This window comes from Altererythrobacter epoxidivorans (assembly GCF_001281485.1).
In the GTDB taxonomy this organism is placed as follows: domain Bacteria; phylum Pseudomonadota; class Alphaproteobacteria; order Sphingomonadales; family Sphingomonadaceae; genus Erythrobacter; species Erythrobacter epoxidivorans.
The window spans coordinates 1,344,375-1,365,908 of sequence record NZ_CP012669.1 but is presented as its reverse complement, the minus strand read 5'-3'; the positions used below and the strand labels follow the sequence as shown (position 1 = coordinate 1,365,908).

Here is a 21,534-nt window from a genome sequence, read left to right as displayed (position 1 = left end):
CTAGTGCTTGCCTTTGGCGTCATCCGTATAGACGGTGACCTCGGTCGAAAGTCCTGCGATCATACGCCGCGGACTCTTTTCGTCTATGGCGATCTTCACCGGCACGCGCTGCGTCACCTTGACCCAGTTGCCGGTCGCGTTCTGTGCCGGCAGGACAGAGAACTCGGAGCCGGTACCTGCGCCAATGGTCTGGACATGGCCCATTATCTCGAGGCCGGGGTAAGCGTCGAATTCGATCCGCGCGCGTTGGCCCGGCCTCATCTCTGCAAGATCGGTTTCCTTGAAATTCGCTTCCACATAAGCGTCCTGTTCGGCGACAAGAGTGAGCACGGGAAGGTTCGGGACAACTTGCTGACCCGGCTGCAGGCGATCGGCCTGCGCCACGCGGCCTGCGACGGGAGCGCGCACTTCCGTCCGCCTCAGGGCAAGTTCCGCCGTCGCCTTGTCTGCCTGGGCGGCAGCGACCTGCGGATTGACGCCCGGGACGGCCGACCCGGTGGCGAGCCGTGCGCGGGCTTCTGTCTGGCGCGCCTCGGCCTGGCGAAGGCTCTCGCGTGCCTGAGCGACCGCGTGTTCGGCAGCATCGTAATCGGCCTTCGTGCTGAAGCCGCGATCCCACAGCGCCTTCACACGGTTGAAGCGGGCCTGCGCGAAAGCGATGTCTTCACGGGCGGCGGAAATGTCCACGCCGGTCAGGTCGCTGCTGTTGCTGAGCGCAATGACATTTGCCTGCGCGCCGGCAATCGCGGCATTCGCCTGCGCGATCTGCAACTGGTACGGCTCAGGATCGATACGGAACAGCAGTTGTCCGGCTTCGACCATGTCGCCTTCCTCGACCAGCACTTCCACGATTTTGCCGCCGACTTCGGAACTGACCGAAACCTTGTCCTGCTGGACATAGGCATTGTCGGTCGAAACCTTGCCTTGCAGGCCGAGCCAATAAACACCCGCGGCGACCATGAGGACGAGCGGGACGGAAAGCATCGCGATCAGGCGCAGCCAGTTGCGCCGGGGCTTTGCAGCTTCCTGCTGTTCGACCTGCACCTCTTCGGCCGTTGCGGTCTCGATGACGGGATCTGCTTCAGCCATTGACCAGTTCCACTTCGCGCGCGGCGGCAAGATTGGCGCCGATCCGTTCGAGCATGCCGGCGAGATGGCGGCGCTCGCCATCGTCGAGACCCGTCAGGACTTCTTCGAACATCGCTTCGACGATCTGCCGCAATCCTTCCACCGTGCCGCGGCTCTTGTCGGTGAGGTGGAGGATGCGGGCGCGCCGGTCGGCGGGGTCGGCCTTGCGCTCCACCCAGCCGGCCTCTTCCATCCGGTCGATGATGCGGGTGAGGGTGATAGGTTCGACTTCGAGCCGCTCCGCATGGAAAGCCTGGTTCTCGCCCGGGTGGCGGTTGAGCGAGAGGAGCAGGCGCGCCTGTGCGGCGGTAAGGCCGAGGTCGCGCACCCGTTCGTCGAACAGGCGGCGCAAGAGCCGCGAGTTGTCAGACATGCGATAGCCGATATCCAGAATCATACGTGGCCATATAATAAGCTAGCTTATTAATCACAAGTGCGCTCTGGCGGGATGGATTGATCGCGGCTAGCGTGCGGGGCGTGACACTCAAGGCCGATCTCTATTTCAGCTTCCGTTCGCCCTACAGCTATCTCAGCGTAGGGCGATATCGCGCCATGGCCGAAGAATACGACGTCGATATCGACCTCAGGCCGGTGTACCCGCTGGCCATCCGTCAGCCCGATTTCTTCGAGCGGAACCATCCCAACTGGCTTGGTTATACGTTGCGCGACATGCTGCGCGTGGCGCAGTTCCACCGCATACCGTTCGGTGCCCCCCGGCCCGATCCGATCATCCAGAATGTCATGACGCGAGAGATCGCTTCCGGTCAGCCTTATATCCGGCGCGTGACCCGCATGGGGCAGGCCGCCGCGAGGCGGGGCAAGGGACTTGCCTTTGCTGCGGAAGCGGGGCGGATGATCTGGGGCGGACAGGAAAACTGGCACGAGGGCGATCACCTCGCCAATGCCTTGCGTACAGCCGGTCTGGACCCGGACGAAATCGAGGCAGAAGTTGCGGAGCATCCGGACGTTCTCGACATTGAGATCGGGGACAACCAGGCATCGCTTGAGGCAGCAGGCCATTGGGGTGTTCCGACGCTGGTATTCGAAGGCGAACCATTTTTTGGCCAGGACCGCATCGAAATGGTGCGGTGGCGGATGGAGCAGAAGGGGCTCACGAAACGATGAAAGGCAAACTTACTGGCGGATGCCTGTGCGGCGAAGTCCGCTATACGCTTCGCGAAGGCATGCGCCTCAATGCCTATGCCTGCCATTGCACCGACTGCCAGACCCGCACCGGTTCTGCCTTCAGCGAGCACATGCTGTTCGCAATGTCCGACCTCGATATTTCGGGTGACCTCGACATCGGCGAATACCGCCAGCCAAGCGGTGCCAACTCACGCATTGTTGGCTGTGCCCGGTGCAAAACCCGGATCTACGCCATGAACGACACCCGTGAAGGTCTGGCGAGCCTGCGATGCGGAACGCTCGACGACAGTTCTTCGTTCGTCCCGGTCGCGCACTTCTGGGTGAAGAGCAAGCAGCCTTGGATACAACTTCCCGAAGGCGCGAAGACGATGGACGAGCAACCGCGCTCGAACGAGAAATGGCTCGAATACGTGGGGATGGCATGAGTGAGTTGAGGACCGAATATTTCGAAAGTTTCGATGGCACGCGGCTTGCCATCCATCGCATCGGCGAGGGCAGCCCTGTCGTCATGCTGCATGGCCTTTTCTCGAGCGCAGAAATGAACTGGATCAAGTGGGGGCACGCGCAGAAGGTCGCTGACGCCGGGTTCGAGGCGATCATGCTCGATTTCCGGGTGCACGGGCAAAGCGACAGCCCGACCGATCCTGACAAATACCCCGCCAATGTACTGGTGCGAGATGTGATCGCGATGATCGAGCACCTTGCCTTCGACAGTTACGTGCTTGGCGGATTCTCCCTTGGCGCGCGCACGACGCTCCATGCTGTCGCAAACAATTTGCTCGAACCCGAGCGCATCATCATCGGTGGCATGGGCACGTCGGGGCTGGGCGAGTGGCAAAAGCGGTCGGCCCATTTCAAACGCGTGATCGATGAGTTCGATACCATCACGAAGGACGATCCCGCCTATTACTCGCGCCAGTTCCTGAAATCGCAGGGTGTGAACCGCGTGGCGGCCCGGCTGCTGCTCGACACCATGCCCGACCTCGACCTGGCACTACTGTCCAACGTCACCATGCCGACACTGGTCGTTTGCGGGGACGAGGATCGCGACAACGGATCGGCGCAGGAACTGACCGACCTCCTGCCCAATGCCATCTACGTGGAAACGCCCGGCAATCACCTGATGAGCGCGACCAAGCCCGAAATGGGCGACGCGATCGCAAAATGGCTGGCTGAGACCGTATGACGCTGGAACGTGGCTTCTGGCTATTCTGGCTCGGCGGACTGCTGGCCTTCGCAATCACCCTGTTCCTGCATTTGCCGCTCGCCATTCCGGAAGTTCCTGCCGGCATCGGCGATCACCAGGCGGCCGGGACGGCTGCGGAGGTGGATCGGATCCAGCATGCATGGCGTTCGGCTGGCTTGTGGAACCGTGCGGCCGTCGCAATGTTGAGCGACCTTGTATTCATCGTCATTTACGGCATCGGCGCCGTCCTTGGCGGCATGTGGCTTGGCCGGCATAGCGGCGCCGTCCGCATCGTCGGCCTGCTTGTGGCGATTGCCGGGGCGGTCTTCCTGATCACCGACCTGACCGAAACCACCGCCGAGATCGTCCAGCTCTGGCGCTTTCAGGGTGACGACGGAATGGCAGCGCTGGCAGCCGGCGTGCGGCCGATCAAGATGGTGACCTGGATCGCCTCTTTCCTGGGCATAATCGTGGGCCTGCTTCTGCGCAGATTCTCCCGACGCGCCGCTTGATTCCGCGCTCCGGCACGTTCAAACCGGTATCCAACGAAACTTTTTTGTTTTGCGAGAGGACTGATCGCATGAAATACGCAACCGTGGCGCTCGCAGCGCTGGCAACTTCGCTTGGCGCTTGCACCACCATGCCTGCAGGCGAAGTCGAAACCGTCGCCGCCGCACCCGAAGCTGCCGATCCCTATCCCCTGACCCCGCAGGGCGCGGCCGACTGGGTCGCCATGGTGGAAAAGGACATGTTCGGCTTCTCGGTCGAATATGCGCAGGTTTCCTGGCTCAACGCGACTTACATCAATCACGACAGCGACAGCCTCGCTGCGAAATACGGCGCGGTCGCCACGGAAAAGAGCGTTGCCTATGCCAATGACGCGGCCAAGTATGCCGCAGTCGAAGGCCTCGATCCGGAAGTCGCCCGCAAGCTCGACATCCTTCGCAACGGCATCGTCATGCCGGCACCCGTCCGCGACGGCGCGGCAACCGAACTGGCCGAACTCTCGACCAAGCTCGGTTCTGCATACGGCAAGGGCAAGGGCACGCTGAACGGCAAGGAAATCAACGGTTCGGATATCGAGGCCGAGATGGGCAATCTCGAGCGCACTCCTGAAGAGCTGAAGGAAATGTGGGCGAGCTGGCACGACAATGTCGGCGCCCCGATGAAGGACGATTACGCCCGCATGGTGTCGATCGCCAATGAAGGTGCGAAGGAACTCGGCTTTGCGGATCTCGGCGCGATGTGGCGCTCGAACTACGACATGGATCCTGACCAGTTTGCCGCCGAAACCGAGCGCATGTGGCAGGAAGTGAAGCCGCTCTATGTCGCGCTCCACACCTATGTCCGCAGCAAGCTGAACGAGAAATACGGCGACGATGTCCAGGCCGCGACCGGTCCGATCCGGGCCGACCTGCTGGGCAATATGTGGGCGCAGGAATGGGGCAATATCTACCCGCTCGTCGCGCCAGCCGGTTCGGGCGACATCGGCTACGACCTGACCGACCTGATCGTAGAGAAAGGCTATGACGAAAAAGACATGGTCCGCGTCGGCGAACAGTTCTTCAGCTCGCTCGGCTTCGAACCGCTGCCCGAAACCTTCTGGGAACGCAGCCAGTTCGTGAAGCCGCAGGACCGCGAAGTCGTGTGCCATGCCAGCGCCTGGGACGTCGACAACGTCGATGACCTGCGCATCAAGATGTGCATCAAGAAGAACGCGGACGACTTCATCACCATCCACCACGAGCTGGGCCACAACTACTACCAGCGTGCATACAACCAGCAGGACTACCTGCACCTCAACGGTGCGAACGACGGCTTCCACGAAGCCATCGGCGACATGGTCGCGCTGTCGATCACGCCCGAATACCTCGTCCAGATCGACATGCTGGACAAGAGCGAGGTGCCCAGCGCCGACAAGGATATCGGTCTGCTGCTGCGGCAGGCGATGGACAAGGTCGCGTTCCTGCCGTTCGGCCTGATGGTCGACCGCTATCGCTGGAGCCTGTTCGACGGTTCGGTTGCGCCGGCCGATTACAACGAACAGTGGAACACGCTGCGCTACCAGTACCAGGGCATCGTCCCGCCGGTTCCGCGCGGCCCCGATGCCTTCGATCCAGGTGCGAAGTACCACGTTCCCGGCAACGTCCCTTACACCCGTTACTTCCTCGCCCGGATCCTGCAGTTCCAGTTCTACAAGGCTGCCTGCGACCAGGCCGGCTGGGAGGGGCCGCTGCACCGTTGCTCGTTCTACGGCAACGAGGAAGTGGGCAAGAACCTCAATGCAATGCTCGAAATGGGCGCTTCCAAGCCGTGGCCCGACGCGCTCGAAGCCTTCACCGGCGAACGCCAGATGAGCGGCAAGGCGATGGTCGAATACTTCGCCCCGCTGATGGCCTGGCTGGAAGAGCAGAACAAGGGCAAGCCGCAGGGGTGGTAATACCACTCCTGACGGCACGCCGCCGGGAAAGAGCAGCTTGAAAAGGGATAGCAAGGTCCTCCCGGTCGTCGGCTGGCGCGAGCTCGTGCATCTGCCCGAGCTTGGCCTGCACGGCGTGCCGGCAAAGATCGACACAGGCGCACGAACATCCTCGCTGCACGGGACAGTGATCGACACCTTCAAGCGCGACGGGCAGAATTATGTCCGTTTCGCCGTCGATTTCCCTCAACACAACGTGCGGCAGGTGTGCGAGGCCGTGCATATCGACTGGCGCGGCATTACAAGCTCCAATGGCGAGACGCAGCGGCGCATGATCATCAAGACGCCGCTGCAGATCGGCGATGTTACCTTCCGGGCGGAGATCAGCCTTGCTGACCGTTCGGACATGAAATTTCCGATGTTGATTGGCCGGTCGTCGCTGCGTCGCCGGTTCGTAGTCGATAGCGGGCATAGCTGGCTGCAGACGGAGGGCATGACCCCCGTCGAAGGCCACAAGACCTGAGGATTCCCCAATGAAAATCGCCATGCTGGCGCGCAACCCCAATCTGTATTCGCACAAGCGCCTGGTCGAGGCGGCGGAGCAACGCGGGCACACGCTCGATATCCTGAACACGCTGCGGTGCACGGTGAATATCGCCAGCCACCGGCCGACCCTGACCTATAACGGACAGACAGTCGGTAAATACGATGCCGTCATCCCGCGTATCGGTGCTTCGATCACCAACTACGGTCTTGCGGTACTTCGCCAGTTCGAGATGAAGGGCGTCTGGCCGCTCAACGAAAGCGTCGCCATCGGTCGCAGCCGTGACAAGCTGCGCAGTATGCAGATCCTCGCCAAGCATGGCCTTGGATTGCCGCTGACAGCCTATGCCAACGATCCGAAGCAGGCCGAGGAAATCATCAGGGCGGTCAATGGTCCGCCTGTCGTGATCAAGCTGCTCGAAGGCACGCAGGGCATCGGTGTCGTGCTTGCCGAGACGATGAGCAGCGCCAAATCGGTGATCGAGGCGTTTCGCGGCGCCAACGTCAACATCCTCGTCCAAGAATTCATCAAGGAAGCTGGCGGCACCGACATTCGCGCACTGGTCGTCGGCGGCAAGGTCGTCGCGGCGATGAAGCGCACCGGGGCAGCGGACGATTTCCGCAGCAACTTGCACCGTGGGGGCAGTGCCGAACTTGCCAAGATCACTCCGGCCGAACGCGCAACCGCGGTCTCGGCTGCCAAGCGCATGGGTCTGAACGTGTGCGGCGTGGACATGCTTCGCAGCAATCACGGCCCGGTGATCATGGAAGTGAACTCTTCGCCCGGCCTTGAAGGCATCGAGACCGCCACCGGCAAGGATATCGCCGGGCAGATCATCGATTTCATCGTAGCCAATGCCAAGGACGGCAAGACCAAGACCAAGGGAAAAGGCTGAATCGAATGGCGATTTCAGAAACTGAAATTCGCCTTTCAGGTCGAAGCAGGGCAACGGTTTGGAGTGCTTGCGCTCCAAATGGAAGACGTGGTGCGTCGGGTAAAACCCGGCAGGCAACACCTCGTTTGTCCGCAGTGTCACCCATACGAGTGGCAAGCGATTTTGCCGTTAGGGGAACGGGCCTGATGCGCCTATGCCACGGTAATGCCTGAGCTGAAACAAATCGCCGACTCGAGTATCGAACACTTGAGATTGGCGCTCAGCGTCGGTCACATCGGTATCTGGCAGCTCGACCTCGCCACGGGGCAGGCGTGGCGCAACTCGCAGCATGACCAGATTTTCGGCTATGAAGATCAGCTGCCCGAGTGGACCTACGAGCAGTTTCTCGACCACGTCATCGCGGAAGACCGCGACCGGGTCGATGAAGCGCAGACGAGCGCTATAGAGAAGGGCGAAGACTGGATCTTCGAATGCCGGATCATCCGGGCGGACGGTGCCGAGCGGTGGATCAGTGCGTCGGGTCGCCCGCTGACCGACGAACAAGGCGAAGTGACGAGGCTGATCGGCCATGTCATCGACATTACCGACACCAAGCGCAATGAAATGCGGTTGCAGGTCCTCACCGCAGAACTCAATCACCGCGTGCGCAACCTCCTTGCGATGATCAAGAGCATGGTCTCGCTCTCGGCGCGCAGGGCATCAAACGTCGATGAATTCGCTCAATCCCTTGAGGGGAGGGTAGCTGCACTTGCCCGGACGCACGACCTGCTGGTTGTATCGGGAGAGCAGTCCTTCAATCCCGCTTCCATTCTGGAACGCGAGATGGGCGCGTTCGCCGAGTTCAAGGACCAGATGCAGATCCGCACGGCCGGCAGGCCAATGCTGAAAGGCGTGAAGGCGGAAGGGTTCTCGCTCGTCGTCCACGAATTGATCACCAATGCGATCAAATATGGCGCGCTATCGGTGCGCTCTGGCCACGTGGATGTTGAAATCGCCGAGACCGATATGGGTGTGCACATGTCCTGGACGGAGAGCGGCGGACCGCCGGTTGAGCCCGATGTGACTGCCGGCTTCGGCACAAGGATGATCCGCATGGTCCTGGGCGATCCGGGTCATGTCGACCTCGATTTCCGCAGGGAAGGGCTGACCTGCTCGTTCGATATCCCGAACTAGCCTGCCTCAGGCGTTGCGCGCCATCAGACCGCCATCGACGGGTATGACCGCGCCGGTGATGTAGCTGGCGGCAGGCAATACGAGCGACAATGTGACGTGCGCCACTTCTTCCGGTTCGCCATAGCGTTTGAGGGCAGTGCGCCGTTTCGCAAAAATCACCTTGTGCTCGTCCGGCACCTTGTCGGTCATCGCCGTATTGATCGGACCGGGACAGATGCAGTTGCACGTGATCCCTTCCGGCCCCAGATCGACGGCCAGCCCGCGCGTCAAACCTGTCACGCCAGTCTTGGCAGCGACATAGGGCGTGTCTCCCGGCGTCGCGCCGAGCCCTTCGGTGCTGGCGATGTTCACGATCCGGGCGGCATCGCTCTTGCGGAGCCAGGGCAGGGCGGCGCGCACCATGCGCTGCTGCCCGGTCAGCATGACGGCAAGGGCGCGCGACCAGATATCCTCGTAAGCATCGTCATCGAGCGCGCAAAAGCTGGAAACGCCTGCATTGTTGACGAGGATATCGATCCCGCCAAAATCTTCCGCAATCTGTCGGACCACGAGCCTGATCGCATCAGCATCGGAAACGTCGAGCGCATAAGCCCGGGCATCACCGCCGCATTCCTCCGCGACCGAGCGGCAGGCGGCGAGGTCGAGATCGGTTACGGCGACCTTCGCTCCCTCTGCTGCGAATAGCCTTGCCGTCGCTCGGCCCATTCCGCTCGCCGCGCCGGTGACGATGGCGACGCGACCTGCGATCGAGCGCGAACGGTTTGGCGTCAATGTCAACGGAACGGCGGCTCGTTGAAAGCGCGCAGCTTGCGGCTGTGCAGCCTGTCGCCTTCATCGCGCAGTTTCTCGCAAGCAACGATGCCCATCTGCAAATGGGCAGCGATCGCTTCTTCGTAGAACTGGTTGGCCTGGCCGGGCAGCTTGATCTCTCCGTGCAGCGGCTTGTCGCTTACGCACAGCAAGGTGCCATAAGGCACGCGGAAGCGATAGCCCTGCGCCGCAATGGTTGCGCTTTCCATCTCGATCGCGATGGCGCGGCTTTGCGAGAAGCGCTGGGCCGACTTGGAATAGAGCAATTCCCAGTTGCGGTCGTCGGTAGTCACGACCGTGCCCGTGCGCATGCGCTGCTTCAGGTTTGCGCCCTGCGTACCTGAAACGGCCTCTGCCGCGCCGGCAAGTGCCTGCTGCACTTCGGCAATCGGGGGGATCGGGATTTCTGGCGGAAGGACGCCGTCGAGCACGTGATCGTCGCGCAAGTAAGCGTGGGCGAGGACGAAGTCGCCGATCTTCTGGCTCGAGCGGAGACCGCCGCAGTGACCGATCATCAGCCAGCTGTGGGGGCGCAGCACCGCGAGGTGATCGCAAATCGTTTTCGCGTTGGAGGGGCCGACACCGATGTTGACCAGTGTGATGCCGCTCTTGTCGTCGCGCATCAGGTGATAGGCAGGCATCTGGTGCCTGCGCCACGCGGTGTCCGAGAGCTGGATGCGAGCGTTGTCGGTTTTATCCGAGATATTGAGGCCGCCAGCGCCGGTGAGGCCGGTGTAGCCGTCGCTACCAATCTGCTTCGCTGCCCAATCCACGAATTCATCGACATAACGATGGTAGTTCGTGAACAGGATGAAGTGCTGGAAATCCTCGGTCTGCGTGCCGGTGTAGTGGGCAAGGCGAGCCAGCGAATAGTCAGTCCGCAATCCGTCGAACAGTGACAGGGGCAGCTCGTGATCGGGGTCGGCAACCTCGTTCCCGTCCGCCAGCTCGTCACCGATGAGGGCGAGGTCGGTCGAAGGGAAGTGCTTCGCCAGTTCCTGCGGCGCGATGCCGACCATGGCGGCACCCGCTTCGCCGTCGAGCACATAGGGGAACGGGATTTCCTGCCGCGAAGGCGCAACTTCGATTCGCACGTCGTAATCTGACGTGATCAGTTCGAGCTGTTCCTTCAGGTAATCCGCGAACAGCTGCGGCCGCGTGACGGTCGTGCAGTAGGTGCCTTCCTGTTCGAGGCGGCCGAATGCGCGCGAGCGATCGGAGGGATTGCCTTCGCCTTTGAAATGCAGGCGAAGTTCGGGATAGGCGTAGCTGCCGTCCTCGCGCTTGCGCGCAGGAGGGACACTTCCGTCACGGGCGAATGCGAGAATGTCCTCGCGCAGGGTCGATACCGCGTCGTCGTAAACGCGGTTCAATTCTTCAATGATTTTGGAAAAGGTTTGCATGGCGGGCCTCTAACGTCTCGTCGTGACAAATCAAGGTCGCTGAGAAAAGTCTCCTTCCGACACGCCGCACATCGGTTCCGCCACGGCGCGTTTGCGATGGATCAATGTTGCACTGCAGCAATGCGGGTAATTTGCCAGCATCGACTCGCCAGAAAAGGAGAATGGTCATGACTGCCCCGGCACAGGATATCGAACACGTCCTCATCACGCGGTCGGGCCTGACCCTTTCGGTCCGCAGCGCCGTGCCAGAGGACGAGCGCCGGCTAGAGGAGTTCTTCGAGCAGGTCAGCGAAGAAGACCGCCGCTTCCGCTTCCTCAATGCGCAGCCGCACGTCGGGCATGAGCAATTGCGGCCTATCGTCGAGGCCGATCACTTCCGCAGCGAAAGCTTCCTCGCTTTCGAGGCTGAATCGGGCGAGATGGTCGCCTCGGGCCTGCTGGCCTGCGACAAGCCGCTGGAAATTGCCGAAATCGCCGTTTCGGTGCGTTCGGATTATCGCAATCGCGGCGTCGGTTGGGCGATGCTCGACCTGCTGGCCGGTGAAGCGCAGCGTCGCGGGGTGCGCGAGGTCATCGCCATCGAGGACCGCGACAATCACGCTGCGATCGAGCTGGAACGCGAAAAGGGGTTCGAACCACGGGCATTCGAGGGCGATCCGCACCTCGTAATCCTAGCAAAGAGTTTCGAGCCGGCCTGACCCAGCCGCGCTCCGACCACGCAAAGAAAAAGGCCCGCTACCAATGAAGGCAGCGGGCCCTTTTTCTGTCGGCTGGAAGTGGCCTCAGGCCTCTTCGTCGCCTTCGGCAGCTTCAGCACGCTCTTCGAGCAGCTCGGCCGGGATTTCACCGGGCTCGAGGTTCGGCTCGATGCGGTTCGCTTCTGCCTGTTCTTCGATCTCGCGCTGTTCGTCTTCGAACATCTGCGCAAGAACGTCGACGCCCTGCGTCTGGAGTTCTGCCTCGTCGTCCGAACGGGCAACGTTGGCCTTCACGGTGACGTGAACTTCGGGGTGCAGGGCAACGGTGACATCGTGCATGCCGATCGTCTTGATCGGGTGACCCATGATCACCTGCTTCTTGTCGATCGAGTGACCCTGGTCGTTCAGGCCCGAGACGATGTCGCGGACGCTGACCGAACCGTAAAGCTGGCCGGCGTTCGACGCTGCACGGATCAGGACGATCTCTGCACCGGCGACCTTTTCGCCCTGCTTTTCGGCATCGCCACGACGCTCTGCGTTTTCCTTTTCAAGGCGTTCGCGGTTGGCTTCGAAAACCTTCTTGTTGGCTTCGTTTGCGCGCAGCGCCTTCTTCTGCGGAAGAAGGAAGTTGCGGGCATAGCCATCCTTGACGGTGACGACGTCACCGATGGTGCCGAGCTTCTCGATGCGTTCGAGGAGGATAATGTCCATGATGTATGCTCCTCTTACTTCACGATGTACGGCAGGAGGCCGATCTGGCGAGCGCGCTTGATGGCCTTGGCCAGTTCACGCTGCTTCTTTGCCGAAACGGCGGTGATGCGCGACGGAACGATCTTGCCACGTTCGGACATGAAGCCCTGAAGCAGGCGTACGTCCTTGTAGTCGATCTTCGGTGCGTTCTTGCCCGAGAACGGGCAGGACTTGCGGCGGCGGAAAAACGGACGAGCCATCAGTCGTCTCCTCGATCCGAACGGCGCTTACGATCGCGCTCGTTCTTGCGCATCATGACCGACGGGCCATCTTCGTGTTCGTCGACACGGATGGTCAGGTAACGGATGACGTCTTCGTTGATACGGGTCTGGCGTTCGAGTTCCTCAACCACCGAGCCGGGGGCGTCTATGTTGAGCATCACGAAGTGCGCCTTGCGATTACGGTCGATCTTGTAAGCCAGGGACTTGAGGCCCCAGGTCTCGGTCTTGGTGACCTTACCGTCGTTCGCTTCGATAATTTCGGTTGCTGTAGTCGCGAGCGCATCGACCTGAGCCTGGCTCAGGTCCTGACGCGCCAAGAAAACATGCTCGTAAAGCGGCATGCGCTTGGTCCTTTTCACTTCTGGCCGATCGCTGGCTGATCCGCGGGATTGCGGGGCCCCTCCGGCTTTCTTCATATCCCTGCCCGGAGGCGAGGGATGCGCGCACATAACGGTTTCGGGCAGGAAAGCAAGGCTCTTGGCGAGATATAATGGACTTGCAGCGCCGGAACGAGGGGGGCAGGGGACCGTTTGCAAGGCATGTTCTTACAGGAGATTTGATTTGCCCGGTGGTTTGGTAGCGCTGCTAGACGATATTTCCGTGATTGCACGCGTCGCTGCGGCATCGATCGACGATGTCAGCGTGGCTGCCAGCAAGGCGGGTACGAAGGCCGCCGGGGTGGTGATCGACGATGCGGCAGTCACCCCGCGCTACGTCACGGGGCTCGATCCGTCGCGCGAACTCCCGATCATCTGGAAAATCACCAAGGGAAGCCTGAAGAACAAGCTTCTTCTCCTGCTGCCGGGCGCGCTGCTTCTGAGCTGGCTGCTACCCCAAGCGATTACCTTCATCCTGATGCTGGGCGGTGCCTACCTGTCCTATGAAGGCGCGGAAAAGGTCATGGAGAAGCTGGGGGAGCCAAGACACGGCAAGACCCTGGAGGACGTGATCGAGGATCCGGTCAAGTTCGAACAGCAAAGGGTCAATGGCGCAATCCGCACAGACCTGATCCTGTCGGCAGAGATCATGGCCATCTCGCTCAATGAAATTGCCACAATGAGCGACAGTTTCTGGGTTCGTGCTGCAGCTCTGGCAGCGGTCGGCATCGCGATCACCCTGGTCGTGTATGGTGCCGTCGCCATGATCGTGAAAATGGATGATGTCGGCCTGCACCTGGCTGAGCGCGACAACGGCTTTGCGAAGAAATTCGGACGTTTCCTGCTGCACCTGATGCCTCGCCTGCTGGTTGCCCTGTCTTTCATCGGTACGATCGCAATGCTCTGGGTCGGCGGCGGGATCATCCTCCACAGCCTGGAGGAACTCGGCATCCACGCGCTGGCAGATATCGCCCACGCGGCGCAGCATGTCGTCGAACAGGCAACCGGTGCCCTTTCCGGCCTGCTGGGATGGCTGACCTACGCCACGATTTCCGCTCTGTTCGGGCTCATCCTCGGCGCGATCCTGGTTTTCGTTCTGCATCATGTCTTCAAGATGGGACATGGGCAGGACGAGCATGCGGATGCGCACTGACATGACGGTTCGCCCGACCCTCTACACCTGTGCCGGTTCACGCGGACTTCGAGCCACATGGGCGGCTGAGGAAGCTGGCGTCGAAGTCGAACTGAAACTGCTTCCGTTCCCGCCGCGCTTCGCTGCTCCCGAATATCTCGAGATCAATCCCTTGGGCACTGTGCCGCTTTTGATCGACGGAGAGGCGCGCATGACGGAAAGCTGCGCCATCGCGCACTATCTGGCGACCAAGGATGGCTACACCGATCTCGCAATCGCGCCTGGAGAGCCCGACTACGCCGCCTATTGCGATTTCACCTATCACGCCGATGCGACCATCACATTCCCGCAAACGGTGTTCATGCGCTTTGCCCTGTTCGAGAAGGACAAGGGCTGGGAAGACGCAGGCCACGCTTATGCCAAGTGGTTCTGGAAACGCCTGGTGAAGCTGGAAGAGCGTCTGGAAACCCGCGAATTCCTGTGCGGTGACCGCTTCACAGTGGCCGACATTTGCTGCGGTTATGCGCTTATCCTGGCCGAACGCGTCGGCCTCGACGAAGGCGTTCCAGGGGCACTTAAAGCATACAGAGCACGACTGACGGCGCGTGAAGGGTTCAAGCGCGCTGTTGAACGTGAAAGCGCGGGACCGGCTGCGGTCTAGCCCAGCTTTTTCAGCACATCGCCGGCGAAAGTGGTCAGCGTGTCGTCACGCGCGCCCATGATGACGATGCGGTCGCCGGGCTGTGCCAGTTCGACCATTCGCGCCCCGCAGTCTTCTCTCGAGGCGACATGTTCCGCCGTTCCGCCGGCTTTCTCGATCATCGCGATGATCCGCTCGGTTCCCTCGCTGCGATCCACCGTCCCGCCGAAATAGACCGGATCGCACATGATTGTGATGTCGCTCGCGTCGAGTTCGCGGGCAAAGGTTTCGGCCAGTTCATGACCCATCTGGCGCAAGGGGCCGTATCCGTGCGGCTGGAAGAAGGCGATGACGCGCCCTGGCGTCGACTTGAGCGTTTTCAGGGTCGCGGCGCATTTTTCCGGATTGTGCCCGAAATCGTCGATCACCGTCACCCCGCCGTTCGAAGTTCCAATGATATCGAAACGCCGGGCAAGGCCCGCGAAACTCGCCAATGCCTCGATTGAAAGGGCGACCGGGACACCGGCACAGGCAGCGCCGGCAATGGCAGCCAGCGCATTCGAGAGGTTGTGCCGGCCCGGCATGCCCAGCACCAGCGCATGCTCGCTGCCGTCGTGACGGTCGATCACCGTTGCGGCCTGTCGCACCGGCCCGTCGGCAATGCTGCCGGGCACGATGCCGATCTGCGCCTTTTCCTGTTCGACGCCGAAGGTCACGACATCCTTGGCGCGGGGAAGAAGCGCAAGCGCTTCCGCATCATCGGCGTTGATCGCGGCGATCCTGCTGCGCTCGAGATAGTCGCCGAACAGCTGCCGCAGTTCTTCCATGCTCTTGTGGTCGAGACTTACGTTGAGCAGCACGCCCACCGAGGGCCGATATAGCGCGATCGAACCATCGCTTTCATCGACTTCGCTGACGTAGATGCTGCGCCCGCCGACGACCGCGCTGGCAAAGGGTCGTTCGGGCGTGACGAAGTTCTTCATCACGGCACCGTTCATGATCGTGGGCTCTCGCCCGGCGTAATGCATGATCCAGCCTAGCATGGCGGTCACAGTCGATTTGCCGCTGGTGCCGGCAATCGCGATTCCCGCCCCGCTGGTGTTGAACAGGATCGAGTTCAGCTCTGCCCGGGTCAGCTTCAGATTGCCCAGTTCCTTGGCCCGGACCATTTCGGGCACGGTATCTTCGACCGCGGCCGAAGCGACAAGGATCTGGTCTTTCGACGTGATGCCGCTGCCGTCCTGCGGGTGAAGGGCGTAGCCCTGCCGTTCGAGCGCTGCGAATTTCTCCGGCGTGCGGCCCTGGTCGTTGCTGCGGTCGGAACCGGCAACCTCGGCCCCCTGGCCTTTCAGGATCTGCGCAAGGGGCAACATGCCCGAACCGCCGATGCCGCAGAAGAAAAAGGGCCGCGCCAGCAATTCGTCATAGGTGGGGAATTCGCTCATGCGCGCTCGGTATTGAGTTGTGCGAAGCGGCGCAAGGCGGCTAGTGATGCGACATGACACGGATTGCCGTTTGTGCGCCTGCAACGCCCATCACCCGCGACCACGCCGACGCGGCCGAACGACTGGTGGAGAGCGAGTTTCCCGAACACTCGATCCATTTCCACGAACAGTGCTTCAAGAGCTCGGGTCATTTCGCCGGGACCGATCTCGAACGGCTGGAAGCTCTCGTCGAACTGGCAAACGATCCGCAATACGATGCGGTCTGGTTTGCGAAGGGCGGATATGGTTCGAACCGCATAGCGGAAGCGGCGATCGCGCGAATGAATGCGGCGGCGCGTGCCAAGACCTATGTCGGCTTTTCCGACATGGGATATCTGCTCGCTGCGCTTTACCGCAACGGGATTGGCCAGCCGGTGCACGGATCGATGCCGGTGAGCGCAAGAAGCGAACGTGGGCGGGAGGCTGTGCGCCGCGTCCTTCGCTGGTTTTCGGGCGATGGGAGCGGGCTCGAACCCAGTCTCGACGGGTCGAAACCCGCAGTCGCGTTCAACCTCATCACACTCGCCATGCTGACCAACACGCCGATGATGCCCGACCTGACCGGCCACGTCGTGATGGTGGAAGAGGTCAGCGAGCACCTCTATTCTGTCGACCGCCTGTTTTTCCATCTCGCCAATACGCTGCCGCGTGTCGCTGGATTGAGGCTCGGCGCGGTCAGCGATGTCCCGGAGAACTACGTCGAATTCGGGCAGGAGGCAGAGGAAATCGCGAAATTCTGGTGCGATAGGGCGGGTATTCTCTACCTCGGACGTGCGGAAATCGGGCACACGGCTTCCAACAGGATCGTGCCCTTCGGCCTTGCCAGCCCGTCGACCGCTGGTTAACCGCGCCTCCCGATTGAGGAGATTGCAATGCGAGCTTTTGTTTTTCCGGGGCAGGGTAGCCAGAAGGTCGGCATGGGTGCCGAACTGGCTGGGGCGAGCGCTGCCGCACGCGAAGTTTTCGAGGAAGTCGACGATGCGCTGGGGCAGAAGCTGTCCGCCATCATGCGCGACGGACCGGAAGACCAGCTGACCCTGACGGAAAATGCGCAGCCCGCGATCATGGCAAATGCCATCGCGACCTTGCGCGTGCTCGAAAGGGAATTCGGCGTCGCTCTCGCAGACAAGGGCGGCTGCGTAGCCGGCCATTCGCTCGGCGAATATTCGGCTCTGTGCGCGGTCGGCGCGTTTTCGCTGGCCGATACGGCGCGGCTTCTGAAACTGCGCGGACAGTCGATGCAGGCTGCCGTTCCGGTGGGTGAAGGGGCCATGGCTGCTCTGCTCGGTGCGGATATCGAGAAAGCACAGGCGCTTGCAGATGCCGCTGCGCAGGGTGAAGTTTGCGAAGTCGCAAACGACAACGATCCGACGCAGGTCGTCATCTCCGGACATCGTTCGGCCATCGAACGCGCCATCGAACTGGTGAAGGACCACGGGATCAAGCGCGGTATCCTGCTGCCTGTTTCCGCGCCGTTCCACTGTTCGCTGATGCAGCCTGCCGCCGATCGCATGGCTCAGGCTCTTGCCGACACGCCGCCTTCGGCTTTCAGCCTCCCGGTCTATGCCAATGTGACGGCTGCAAGGGTCACCGATCCCGCAGAGGAACAGCGCCTGCTGGTAGAGCAGGTAACCGGCCGCGTTCGCTGGCGCGAAAGCGTTCTGGCGATGCGCGCCGACGGTGTCGAACAGTTCGTGGAACTGGGCGGCAAGGTCCTCGGCCCGATGATCGGCCGCATCGACAAGGAGGCGGCGACCGCCAGCCTCGTCACAATGGAAGATATCGAGAATTTCGCGAAGGAGATCGGCTGATGTTTTCGCTCAAGGGAATGAATGCGCTCGTCACCGGCGCCAGCGGCGGTATCGGTTCGGCGATCTGCCACGCGCTGGCATCGCAGGGCGCCCGCCTTGCCATCTCCGGCTCGAATGCGGCAAAGCTGCGCGCGTTCCGTGAAGAACTGAACGACAGGTATTCGCACGATGCCGGTCCGCATGTCGAAATCACCTGCGATCTGTCGAACACGACACAGGTCGAGGAACTGATCCCGGCAACCGTCGATACGCTCGGCAGCATCGACATCCTCGTGAACAATGCCGGCATCACGCGCGACAATCTCGCCATGCGAATGAAGGACGAGGAGTGGGATGATGTGATCCGCATCAACCTCGAAGCAGCTTTCCGCCTTATGCGCGCTTCGGCCCGTCCGATGATGAAAGGGCGTTTCGGACGTATCATCACCATCACCAGCGTCGTCGGTGCGACCGGCAATCCGGGCCAGATGAACTATGCCGCTGCCAAGGCGGGCCTCGTCGGCATGACGAAGAGCTTCGCGCAGGAAGTCGCGAGCCGCGGCATCACCGCGAACTGCGTTGCCCCGGGCTTCATCCGCACCGCAATGACCGACCAGTTGCCCGATGCACAGAAGGATGCTCTCAATTCGCGTATCCCGATGGGCCGAATGGGCGAGGGCGAGGATATCGGCGCTGCAGTCGCCTTCCTCGCGAGCAGGGAAGCCGGATACGTAACCGGCGAAACGCTGCACGTGAACGGCGGCATGGCGATGCTTGGCTGATCAGGCAACGAGGGGCTCCAAAATGTTGAAATTCGCGAACGGGGCGATTGCCCTTGGTGTGCTGGCTATGGCCGCGCCATCGATTGCAGCAACGCGCTCCGATGCAGAGGCATGCTTAATCGACGGCACTCCGCCACAGGTACGCACGGTGCTCGAGAAGTTTACCCAGTCGGATTTCAAACCGGCGCCGGAAGTTCTCAGGGCCTTCAATCTCTCGATGATGCAATGCGAGAAGAAGCACGGCTGGACGAGGCAGGAGACCTTTGCGGCAGGCGCATATGCCGGCTTCGTCTTGCGTTATCGCAATGAGGAAAGGGCCGCCCTGGCCAGAGGCGTGTCTCCGGCTCGTGTTGGCGCGCTGAAGAGCGTTGCCAGCAATATCCATTACCGCAATTTCGAAGTCGCGCATGCAGCTTTGCGGGCAGAGGGATACGGTTCCTTCGAACAGTTCAAGACGACATCCGACTTCGGCCTGGTCGAAAAGTGGATGGGAGTGCTGGAAGGCGGACGGAAACTGGAGGCCGGCGGCTAATAAAACCGCTTATCCCCAAGCCAATCCCCGCCCTGCGGTGATGCAATCTTGCCCGTAGTGTTCACCGCGCTAAGGTTATCCCACATATTTCCGGCGTTTCAGGGCGATTCCGGCCCTCCTGCGTCATCAGGGACATGAGAAGGTAGAGATGAAGGCCACAATCGAACGCGCGACGCTGCTACGTTGCCTCTCACACGTTCAGTCGGTGGTGGAACGCCGCAACACCATTCCGATCCTGTCGAACGTGCTGATCGATGCAAGCGATGGTGGCACGTTGAAGGTCATGGCGACCGACCTCGATCTGCAGGTCGTCGAAAACATCTCTGCCGCTTCGGTCGAAAGCCCGGGCGCGATCACGGTTTCGGCCCATCTCCTCTTCGACATCGCGCGCAAGCTGCCGGAAGGTAGCCAGGTCAGCCTCGAAACCGCAGACAATCGCATGGCGGTGAAGGCCGGGCGCAGCCGCTTCTCGCTGCCGACCCTACCGCGTGACGATTTCCCGGTGATTGTCGAAGGCGACCTGCCGACCAGTTTCGAGGTTCCGGCAAAAACGCTTGCTGAAATGATCGACCGCACGCGTTTCGCCATCTCGACCGAGGAAACCCGTTACTATCTCAACGGCATTTTCCTGCACGTCACCGACGACGACGAGCCGGTGCTGAAAGCTGCCGCGACCGACGGTCACCGCCTGGCGCGCTTCACCATTGCCCGTCCCGAAGGGGCAGAGGGCATGCCCGATGTCATCGTGCCGCGCAAAGCCGTGGCCGAACTGCGCAAGCTGCTCGAGGAATCGCTCGACGGGAATGTTCAGATCGACCTCTCGGCCAGCAAGATCCGCTTCACCCTGGGTGGCGAAGGCGGCGTCGTTCTGACCAGCAAGCTGATCGACGGCACGTTCCCCGATTACAGCCGCGTGATCCCGACCGGCAACGACAAGCTGCTGAAGCTCGATCCGAAGAGCTTCTACGAAGGTGTCGACCGCGTTGCGACGATCGCCACGGAGAAGACCCGCGCGGTCAAGATGGGCCTCGATGCGGATAAGGTCACGCTCTCGGTCACTTCGCCCGACAACGGAACTGCGGCGGAAGAACTAGCCGCCGATTACAGCGCGGACTCCTTCGAAATCGGCTTCAATGCCAATTATTTGAAGGACATCCTCAGCCAGATCGACAGCGATACGGTCGAGCTTCACCTTGCCGACGCCGGTGCGCCGACCCTGATCCGCCAGAGCGACAAGAGCGCCGCGCTCTATGTTCTGATGCCGATGCGGGTCTGACACACTCGCATTTGTCGTAATTCGCCGTTAGCGTTGCTCTTCGTAAAAGGGAGAGCGATCGATGGCGTCACAGGTCCGTGTAAGGAAAAGCGAACTCGAAACGGCCGAACTGGTCGAATTCGAACAGGCGCCGCTCGCCGATGGCGCGATCCGCCTCGAGATCGAGAGCTTTTCGGTCACCGCCAATAACATCACCTATGCCGTGGTCGGCGACGGCTTCGGATACTGGAATTTCTTTCCGGCGCCCGATGGCTGGGGCATCGTGCCGATGTGGGGGCATGCCCGAGTAGCAGAGAGCAATAATCCCGAAATCGCGGTGGGAGAGCGGGTTTACGGCTACCTGCCGATGGCAACGCATCTCGACGTCATGCCGGGCAAGATCTCGCGCGGCGGCTTTACCGACATAACCGACTATCGCCAGCCGATGAGTGCGATCTACAACCAGTACTCGCGGCTCGCAGCCGATCCCGAACACGACCCTGCGCGCGAGGGCGAGCGCATGATTTTCGGTCCTTTGTTCAAGACCGGGTTCCTGATCGAATATTTCATGCGGGCGAACGACTGGTTCGGGGCCGGGCAGCTTATCCTGACCAGCGCATCATCGAAGACCGCGATGGGTCTCGCCAGCGTTGCGCGGCAGAATTCGCCCGCCGTGAAGCGCATTGGCCTCACATCGAATGGCAATGTGGCCTTCGTCGGGAAGACCGGGCTTTACGACCAGGTCGTCGCCTATGACGATATCGCGGACCTTGCTGGGACCCCGTCGGTATCGGTCGATTTTGCCGGCAATCCAGCCGTACTGAAATCGATCCACACCACTCTGGGCGCGGCGCTCAAATATTCGTGCCTTGTCGGTGCCACCCATGTCGAGCAACGGGCCGCAAGCCTGAACGGGGACGAGGAAATGGAAGGGCCGACGCCGACTCTGTTTTTTGCGCCCGACCACGCCGTGCACATGTTCCAGACCTTGGGGCCGGAAGAAGCCGGTCGCCTGATGGCCAGTGCCTGGCACGGATTCCTGTCCGACGTCGAAGGATCTATTGCGATCGAGCGCAACAAGGGACTGGCGGCAGCACTGACCGCCTATCTCGACACGCTGGCTGGCAAGGTCAATCCGTCCCGCGGGATCGTGATCGAACCCTAGGGAC

25 protein-coding genes are annotated in these 21,534 nt (G+C 61.4%); 17 read left to right on the top strand and 8 right to left on the bottom strand.

Annotation, left to right across the window (positions count from 1 at the left end; all coding sequences use genetic code 11):
* Both AMC99_RS06865 and AMC99_RS06860 read right to left on the bottom strand, forming a co-directional pair.
* A complete protein-coding gene (locus AMC99_RS06865; RefSeq protein ID WP_061924570.1) occupies positions 1 to 1,089 on the bottom strand; it encodes an HlyD family secretion protein in 1,089 nt (362 codons plus the stop codon).
* Positions 1,082 to 1,525 carry a MarR family winged helix-turn-helix transcriptional regulator gene (locus AMC99_RS06860; protein WP_061924568.1) on the bottom strand — a complete coding sequence of 148 codons (444 nt, stop codon included), beginning with the start codon at positions 1,523 to 1,525 and terminating at the stop codon, positions 1,082 to 1,084. The genes AMC99_RS06865 and AMC99_RS06860 overlap by 8 nt, the downstream gene beginning before the upstream one ends.
* 80 nt (positions 1,526 to 1,605) lie before the next feature.
* On the opposite strand from AMC99_RS06860, the gene AMC99_RS06855 reads away from it, so the two are divergent.
* The 8 genes from AMC99_RS06855 (at position 1,606) to AMC99_RS06820 (ending at position 8,491) form a co-directional block, all read left to right on the top strand.
* Positions 1,606 to 2,253, top strand: coding sequence for a 2-hydroxychromene-2-carboxylate isomerase (locus tag AMC99_RS06855; RefSeq protein ID WP_061924565.1), 648 nt, complete (start codon positions 1,606 to 1,608; stop codon positions 2,251 to 2,253).
* Positions 2,250 to 2,699 carry a GFA family protein gene (locus AMC99_RS06850; protein WP_061924563.1) on the top strand — a complete coding sequence of 150 codons (450 nt, stop codon included), beginning with the start codon at positions 2,250 to 2,252 and terminating at the stop codon, positions 2,697 to 2,699. Before AMC99_RS06855 ends, AMC99_RS06850 begins: the two co-directional genes overlap by 4 nt.
* Positions 2,696 to 3,460, top strand: a complete 765-nt coding sequence (locus AMC99_RS06845; RefSeq protein ID WP_061924560.1) for an alpha/beta fold hydrolase — start codon at positions 2,696 to 2,698, stop codon at positions 3,458 to 3,460. Before AMC99_RS06850 ends, AMC99_RS06845 begins: the two co-directional genes overlap by 4 nt.
* The gene (locus tag AMC99_RS06840) at positions 3,457 to 3,972 is read left to right on the top strand and encodes a hypothetical protein (RefSeq protein ID WP_061924557.1); all 516 of its coding nucleotides are present in this window, start codon (positions 3,457 to 3,459) and stop codon (positions 3,970 to 3,972) included. Before AMC99_RS06845 ends, AMC99_RS06840 begins: the two co-directional genes overlap by 4 nt.
* Before the next feature lie 68 nt (positions 3,973 to 4,040).
* Positions 4,041 to 5,900: a M2 family metallopeptidase gene (locus tag AMC99_RS06835; protein WP_061924554.1), complete on the top strand. Its 1,860-nt coding sequence runs from the start codon at positions 4,041 to 4,043 to the stop codon at positions 5,898 to 5,900.
* 37 nt (positions 5,901 to 5,937) lie between these two features.
* Complete coding sequence (locus AMC99_RS06830; protein WP_061924551.1) at positions 5,938 to 6,402, top strand: ATP-dependent zinc protease family protein; 465 nt, start codon at positions 5,938 to 5,940, stop codon at positions 6,400 to 6,402.
* A 10-nt stretch (positions 6,403 to 6,412) separates the two neighbouring features.
* Positions 6,413 to 7,318 carry a 30S ribosomal protein S6--L-glutamate ligase gene (gene rimK, locus AMC99_RS06825; protein ID WP_061924548.1) on the top strand — a complete coding sequence of 302 codons (906 nt, stop codon included), beginning with the start codon at positions 6,413 to 6,415 and terminating at the stop codon, positions 7,316 to 7,318.
* Positions 7,319 to 7,522: 204 nt separating this feature from the next.
* Positions 7,523 to 8,491 (top strand): sensor histidine kinase, encoded by a 969-nt coding sequence (locus tag AMC99_RS06820; protein ID WP_061924544.1) that lies wholly within the window; start codon positions 7,523 to 7,525, stop codon positions 8,489 to 8,491.
* A 6-nt stretch (positions 8,492 to 8,497) separates the two neighbouring features.
* Here the strand turns inward: AMC99_RS06820 and AMC99_RS06815 are convergent, their stop codons facing one another.
* Together AMC99_RS06815 and AMC99_RS06810 are read right to left on the bottom strand one after the other, a co-directional pair.
* A complete protein-coding gene (locus tag AMC99_RS06815; RefSeq protein WP_061924541.1) occupies positions 8,498 to 9,268 on the bottom strand; it encodes an SDR family NAD(P)-dependent oxidoreductase in 771 nt (256 codons plus the stop codon).
* Positions 9,265 to 10,704, bottom strand: coding sequence for an AMP nucleosidase (locus tag AMC99_RS06810; protein ID WP_061924537.1), 1,440 nt, complete (start codon positions 10,702 to 10,704; stop codon positions 9,265 to 9,267). The genes AMC99_RS06815 and AMC99_RS06810 overlap by 4 nt, the downstream gene beginning before the upstream one ends.
* A gap of 167 nt (positions 10,705 to 10,871) precedes the next feature.
* Here AMC99_RS06810 and AMC99_RS06805 point away from each other — a divergent pair, with 167 nt between their 5' ends.
* Positions 10,872 to 11,402, top strand: a complete 531-nt coding sequence (locus AMC99_RS06805; protein ID WP_061924534.1) for a GNAT family N-acetyltransferase — start codon at positions 10,872 to 10,874, stop codon at positions 11,400 to 11,402.
* An 84-nt stretch (positions 11,403 to 11,486) separates the two neighbouring features.
* Here the strand turns inward: AMC99_RS06805 and rplI are convergent, their stop codons facing one another.
* Genes rplI through rpsF form a run of 3 tightly spaced genes read right to left on the bottom strand, consistent with a single transcriptional unit; the run spans position 11,487 to position 12,714 of the window.
* Entirely contained in the window at positions 11,487 to 12,113 is a 627-nt protein-coding gene (rplI, locus tag AMC99_RS06800) for a 50S ribosomal protein L9 (RefSeq protein ID WP_061924531.1), read from the bottom strand.
* Between the two features lie 14 nt (positions 12,114 to 12,127).
* The gene (gene rpsR, locus AMC99_RS06795) at positions 12,128 to 12,352 is read right to left on the bottom strand and encodes a 30S ribosomal protein S18 (protein ID WP_061924529.1); all 225 of its coding nucleotides are present in this window, start codon (positions 12,350 to 12,352) and stop codon (positions 12,128 to 12,130) included.
* Entirely contained in the window at positions 12,352 to 12,714 is a 363-nt protein-coding gene (gene rpsF / locus AMC99_RS06790; protein ID WP_061924526.1) for a 30S ribosomal protein S6, read from the bottom strand. The genes rpsR and rpsF overlap by 1 nt, the downstream gene beginning before the upstream one ends.
* Before the next feature lie 220 nt (positions 12,715 to 12,934).
* Here rpsF and AMC99_RS06785 point away from each other — a divergent pair, with 220 nt between their 5' ends.
* Positions 12,935 to 13,903, top strand: a complete 969-nt coding sequence (locus AMC99_RS06785) for a DUF808 domain-containing protein (RefSeq protein ID WP_061924523.1) — start codon at positions 12,935 to 12,937, stop codon at positions 13,901 to 13,903.
* Entirely contained in the window at positions 13,887 to 14,543 is a 657-nt protein-coding gene (locus tag AMC99_RS06780) for a glutathione S-transferase family protein (protein ID WP_232301531.1), read from the top strand. The genes AMC99_RS06785 and AMC99_RS06780 overlap by 17 nt, the downstream gene beginning before the upstream one ends.
* Here the strand turns inward: AMC99_RS06780 and AMC99_RS06775 are convergent.
* Positions 14,540 to 15,967, bottom strand: a complete 1,428-nt coding sequence (locus AMC99_RS06775; RefSeq protein WP_061924519.1) for a glutamate ligase domain-containing protein — start codon at positions 15,965 to 15,967, stop codon at positions 14,540 to 14,542. The two genes, AMC99_RS06780 and AMC99_RS06775, sit on opposite strands and share 4 nt — an antisense overlap.
* A 53-nt stretch (positions 15,968 to 16,020) precedes the next feature.
* Here AMC99_RS06775 and AMC99_RS06770 point away from each other — a divergent pair, with 53 nt between their 5' ends.
* The 6 genes from AMC99_RS06770 to AMC99_RS06745 all read left to right on the top strand — a co-directional run bounded on the left by AMC99_RS06770 (position 16,021) and on the right by AMC99_RS06745 (position 21,530).
* A complete protein-coding gene (locus AMC99_RS06770; protein ID WP_061924517.1) occupies positions 16,021 to 16,851 on the top strand; it encodes an LD-carboxypeptidase in 831 nt (276 codons plus the stop codon).
* Between the two features lie 27 nt (positions 16,852 to 16,878).
* Positions 16,879 to 17,817 (top strand): ACP S-malonyltransferase, encoded by a 939-nt coding sequence (fabD, locus tag AMC99_RS06765; RefSeq protein WP_061924513.1) that lies wholly within the window; start codon positions 16,879 to 16,881, stop codon positions 17,815 to 17,817.
* Positions 17,817 to 18,578: a 3-oxoacyl-[acyl-carrier-protein] reductase gene (fabG, locus tag AMC99_RS06760; protein ID WP_061924510.1), complete on the top strand. Its 762-nt coding sequence runs from the start codon at positions 17,817 to 17,819 to the stop codon at positions 18,576 to 18,578. Before fabD ends, fabG begins: the two co-directional genes overlap by 1 nt.
* Before the next feature lie 22 nt (positions 18,579 to 18,600).
* Complete coding sequence (locus AMC99_RS06755) at positions 18,601 to 19,110, top strand: hypothetical protein (protein WP_061924507.1); 510 nt, start codon at positions 18,601 to 18,603, stop codon at positions 19,108 to 19,110.
* A gap of 148 nt (positions 19,111 to 19,258) precedes the next feature.
* Complete coding sequence (gene dnaN / locus AMC99_RS06750; RefSeq protein WP_061924503.1) at positions 19,259 to 20,386, top strand: DNA polymerase III subunit beta; 1,128 nt, start codon at positions 19,259 to 19,261, stop codon at positions 20,384 to 20,386.
* A gap of 61 nt (positions 20,387 to 20,447) precedes the next feature.
* Entirely contained in the window at positions 20,448 to 21,530 is a 1,083-nt protein-coding gene (locus AMC99_RS06745) for a DUF2855 family protein (RefSeq protein WP_061924501.1), read from the top strand.
* The last annotated feature ends 4 nt before the right edge of the window (positions 21,531 to 21,534 follow it).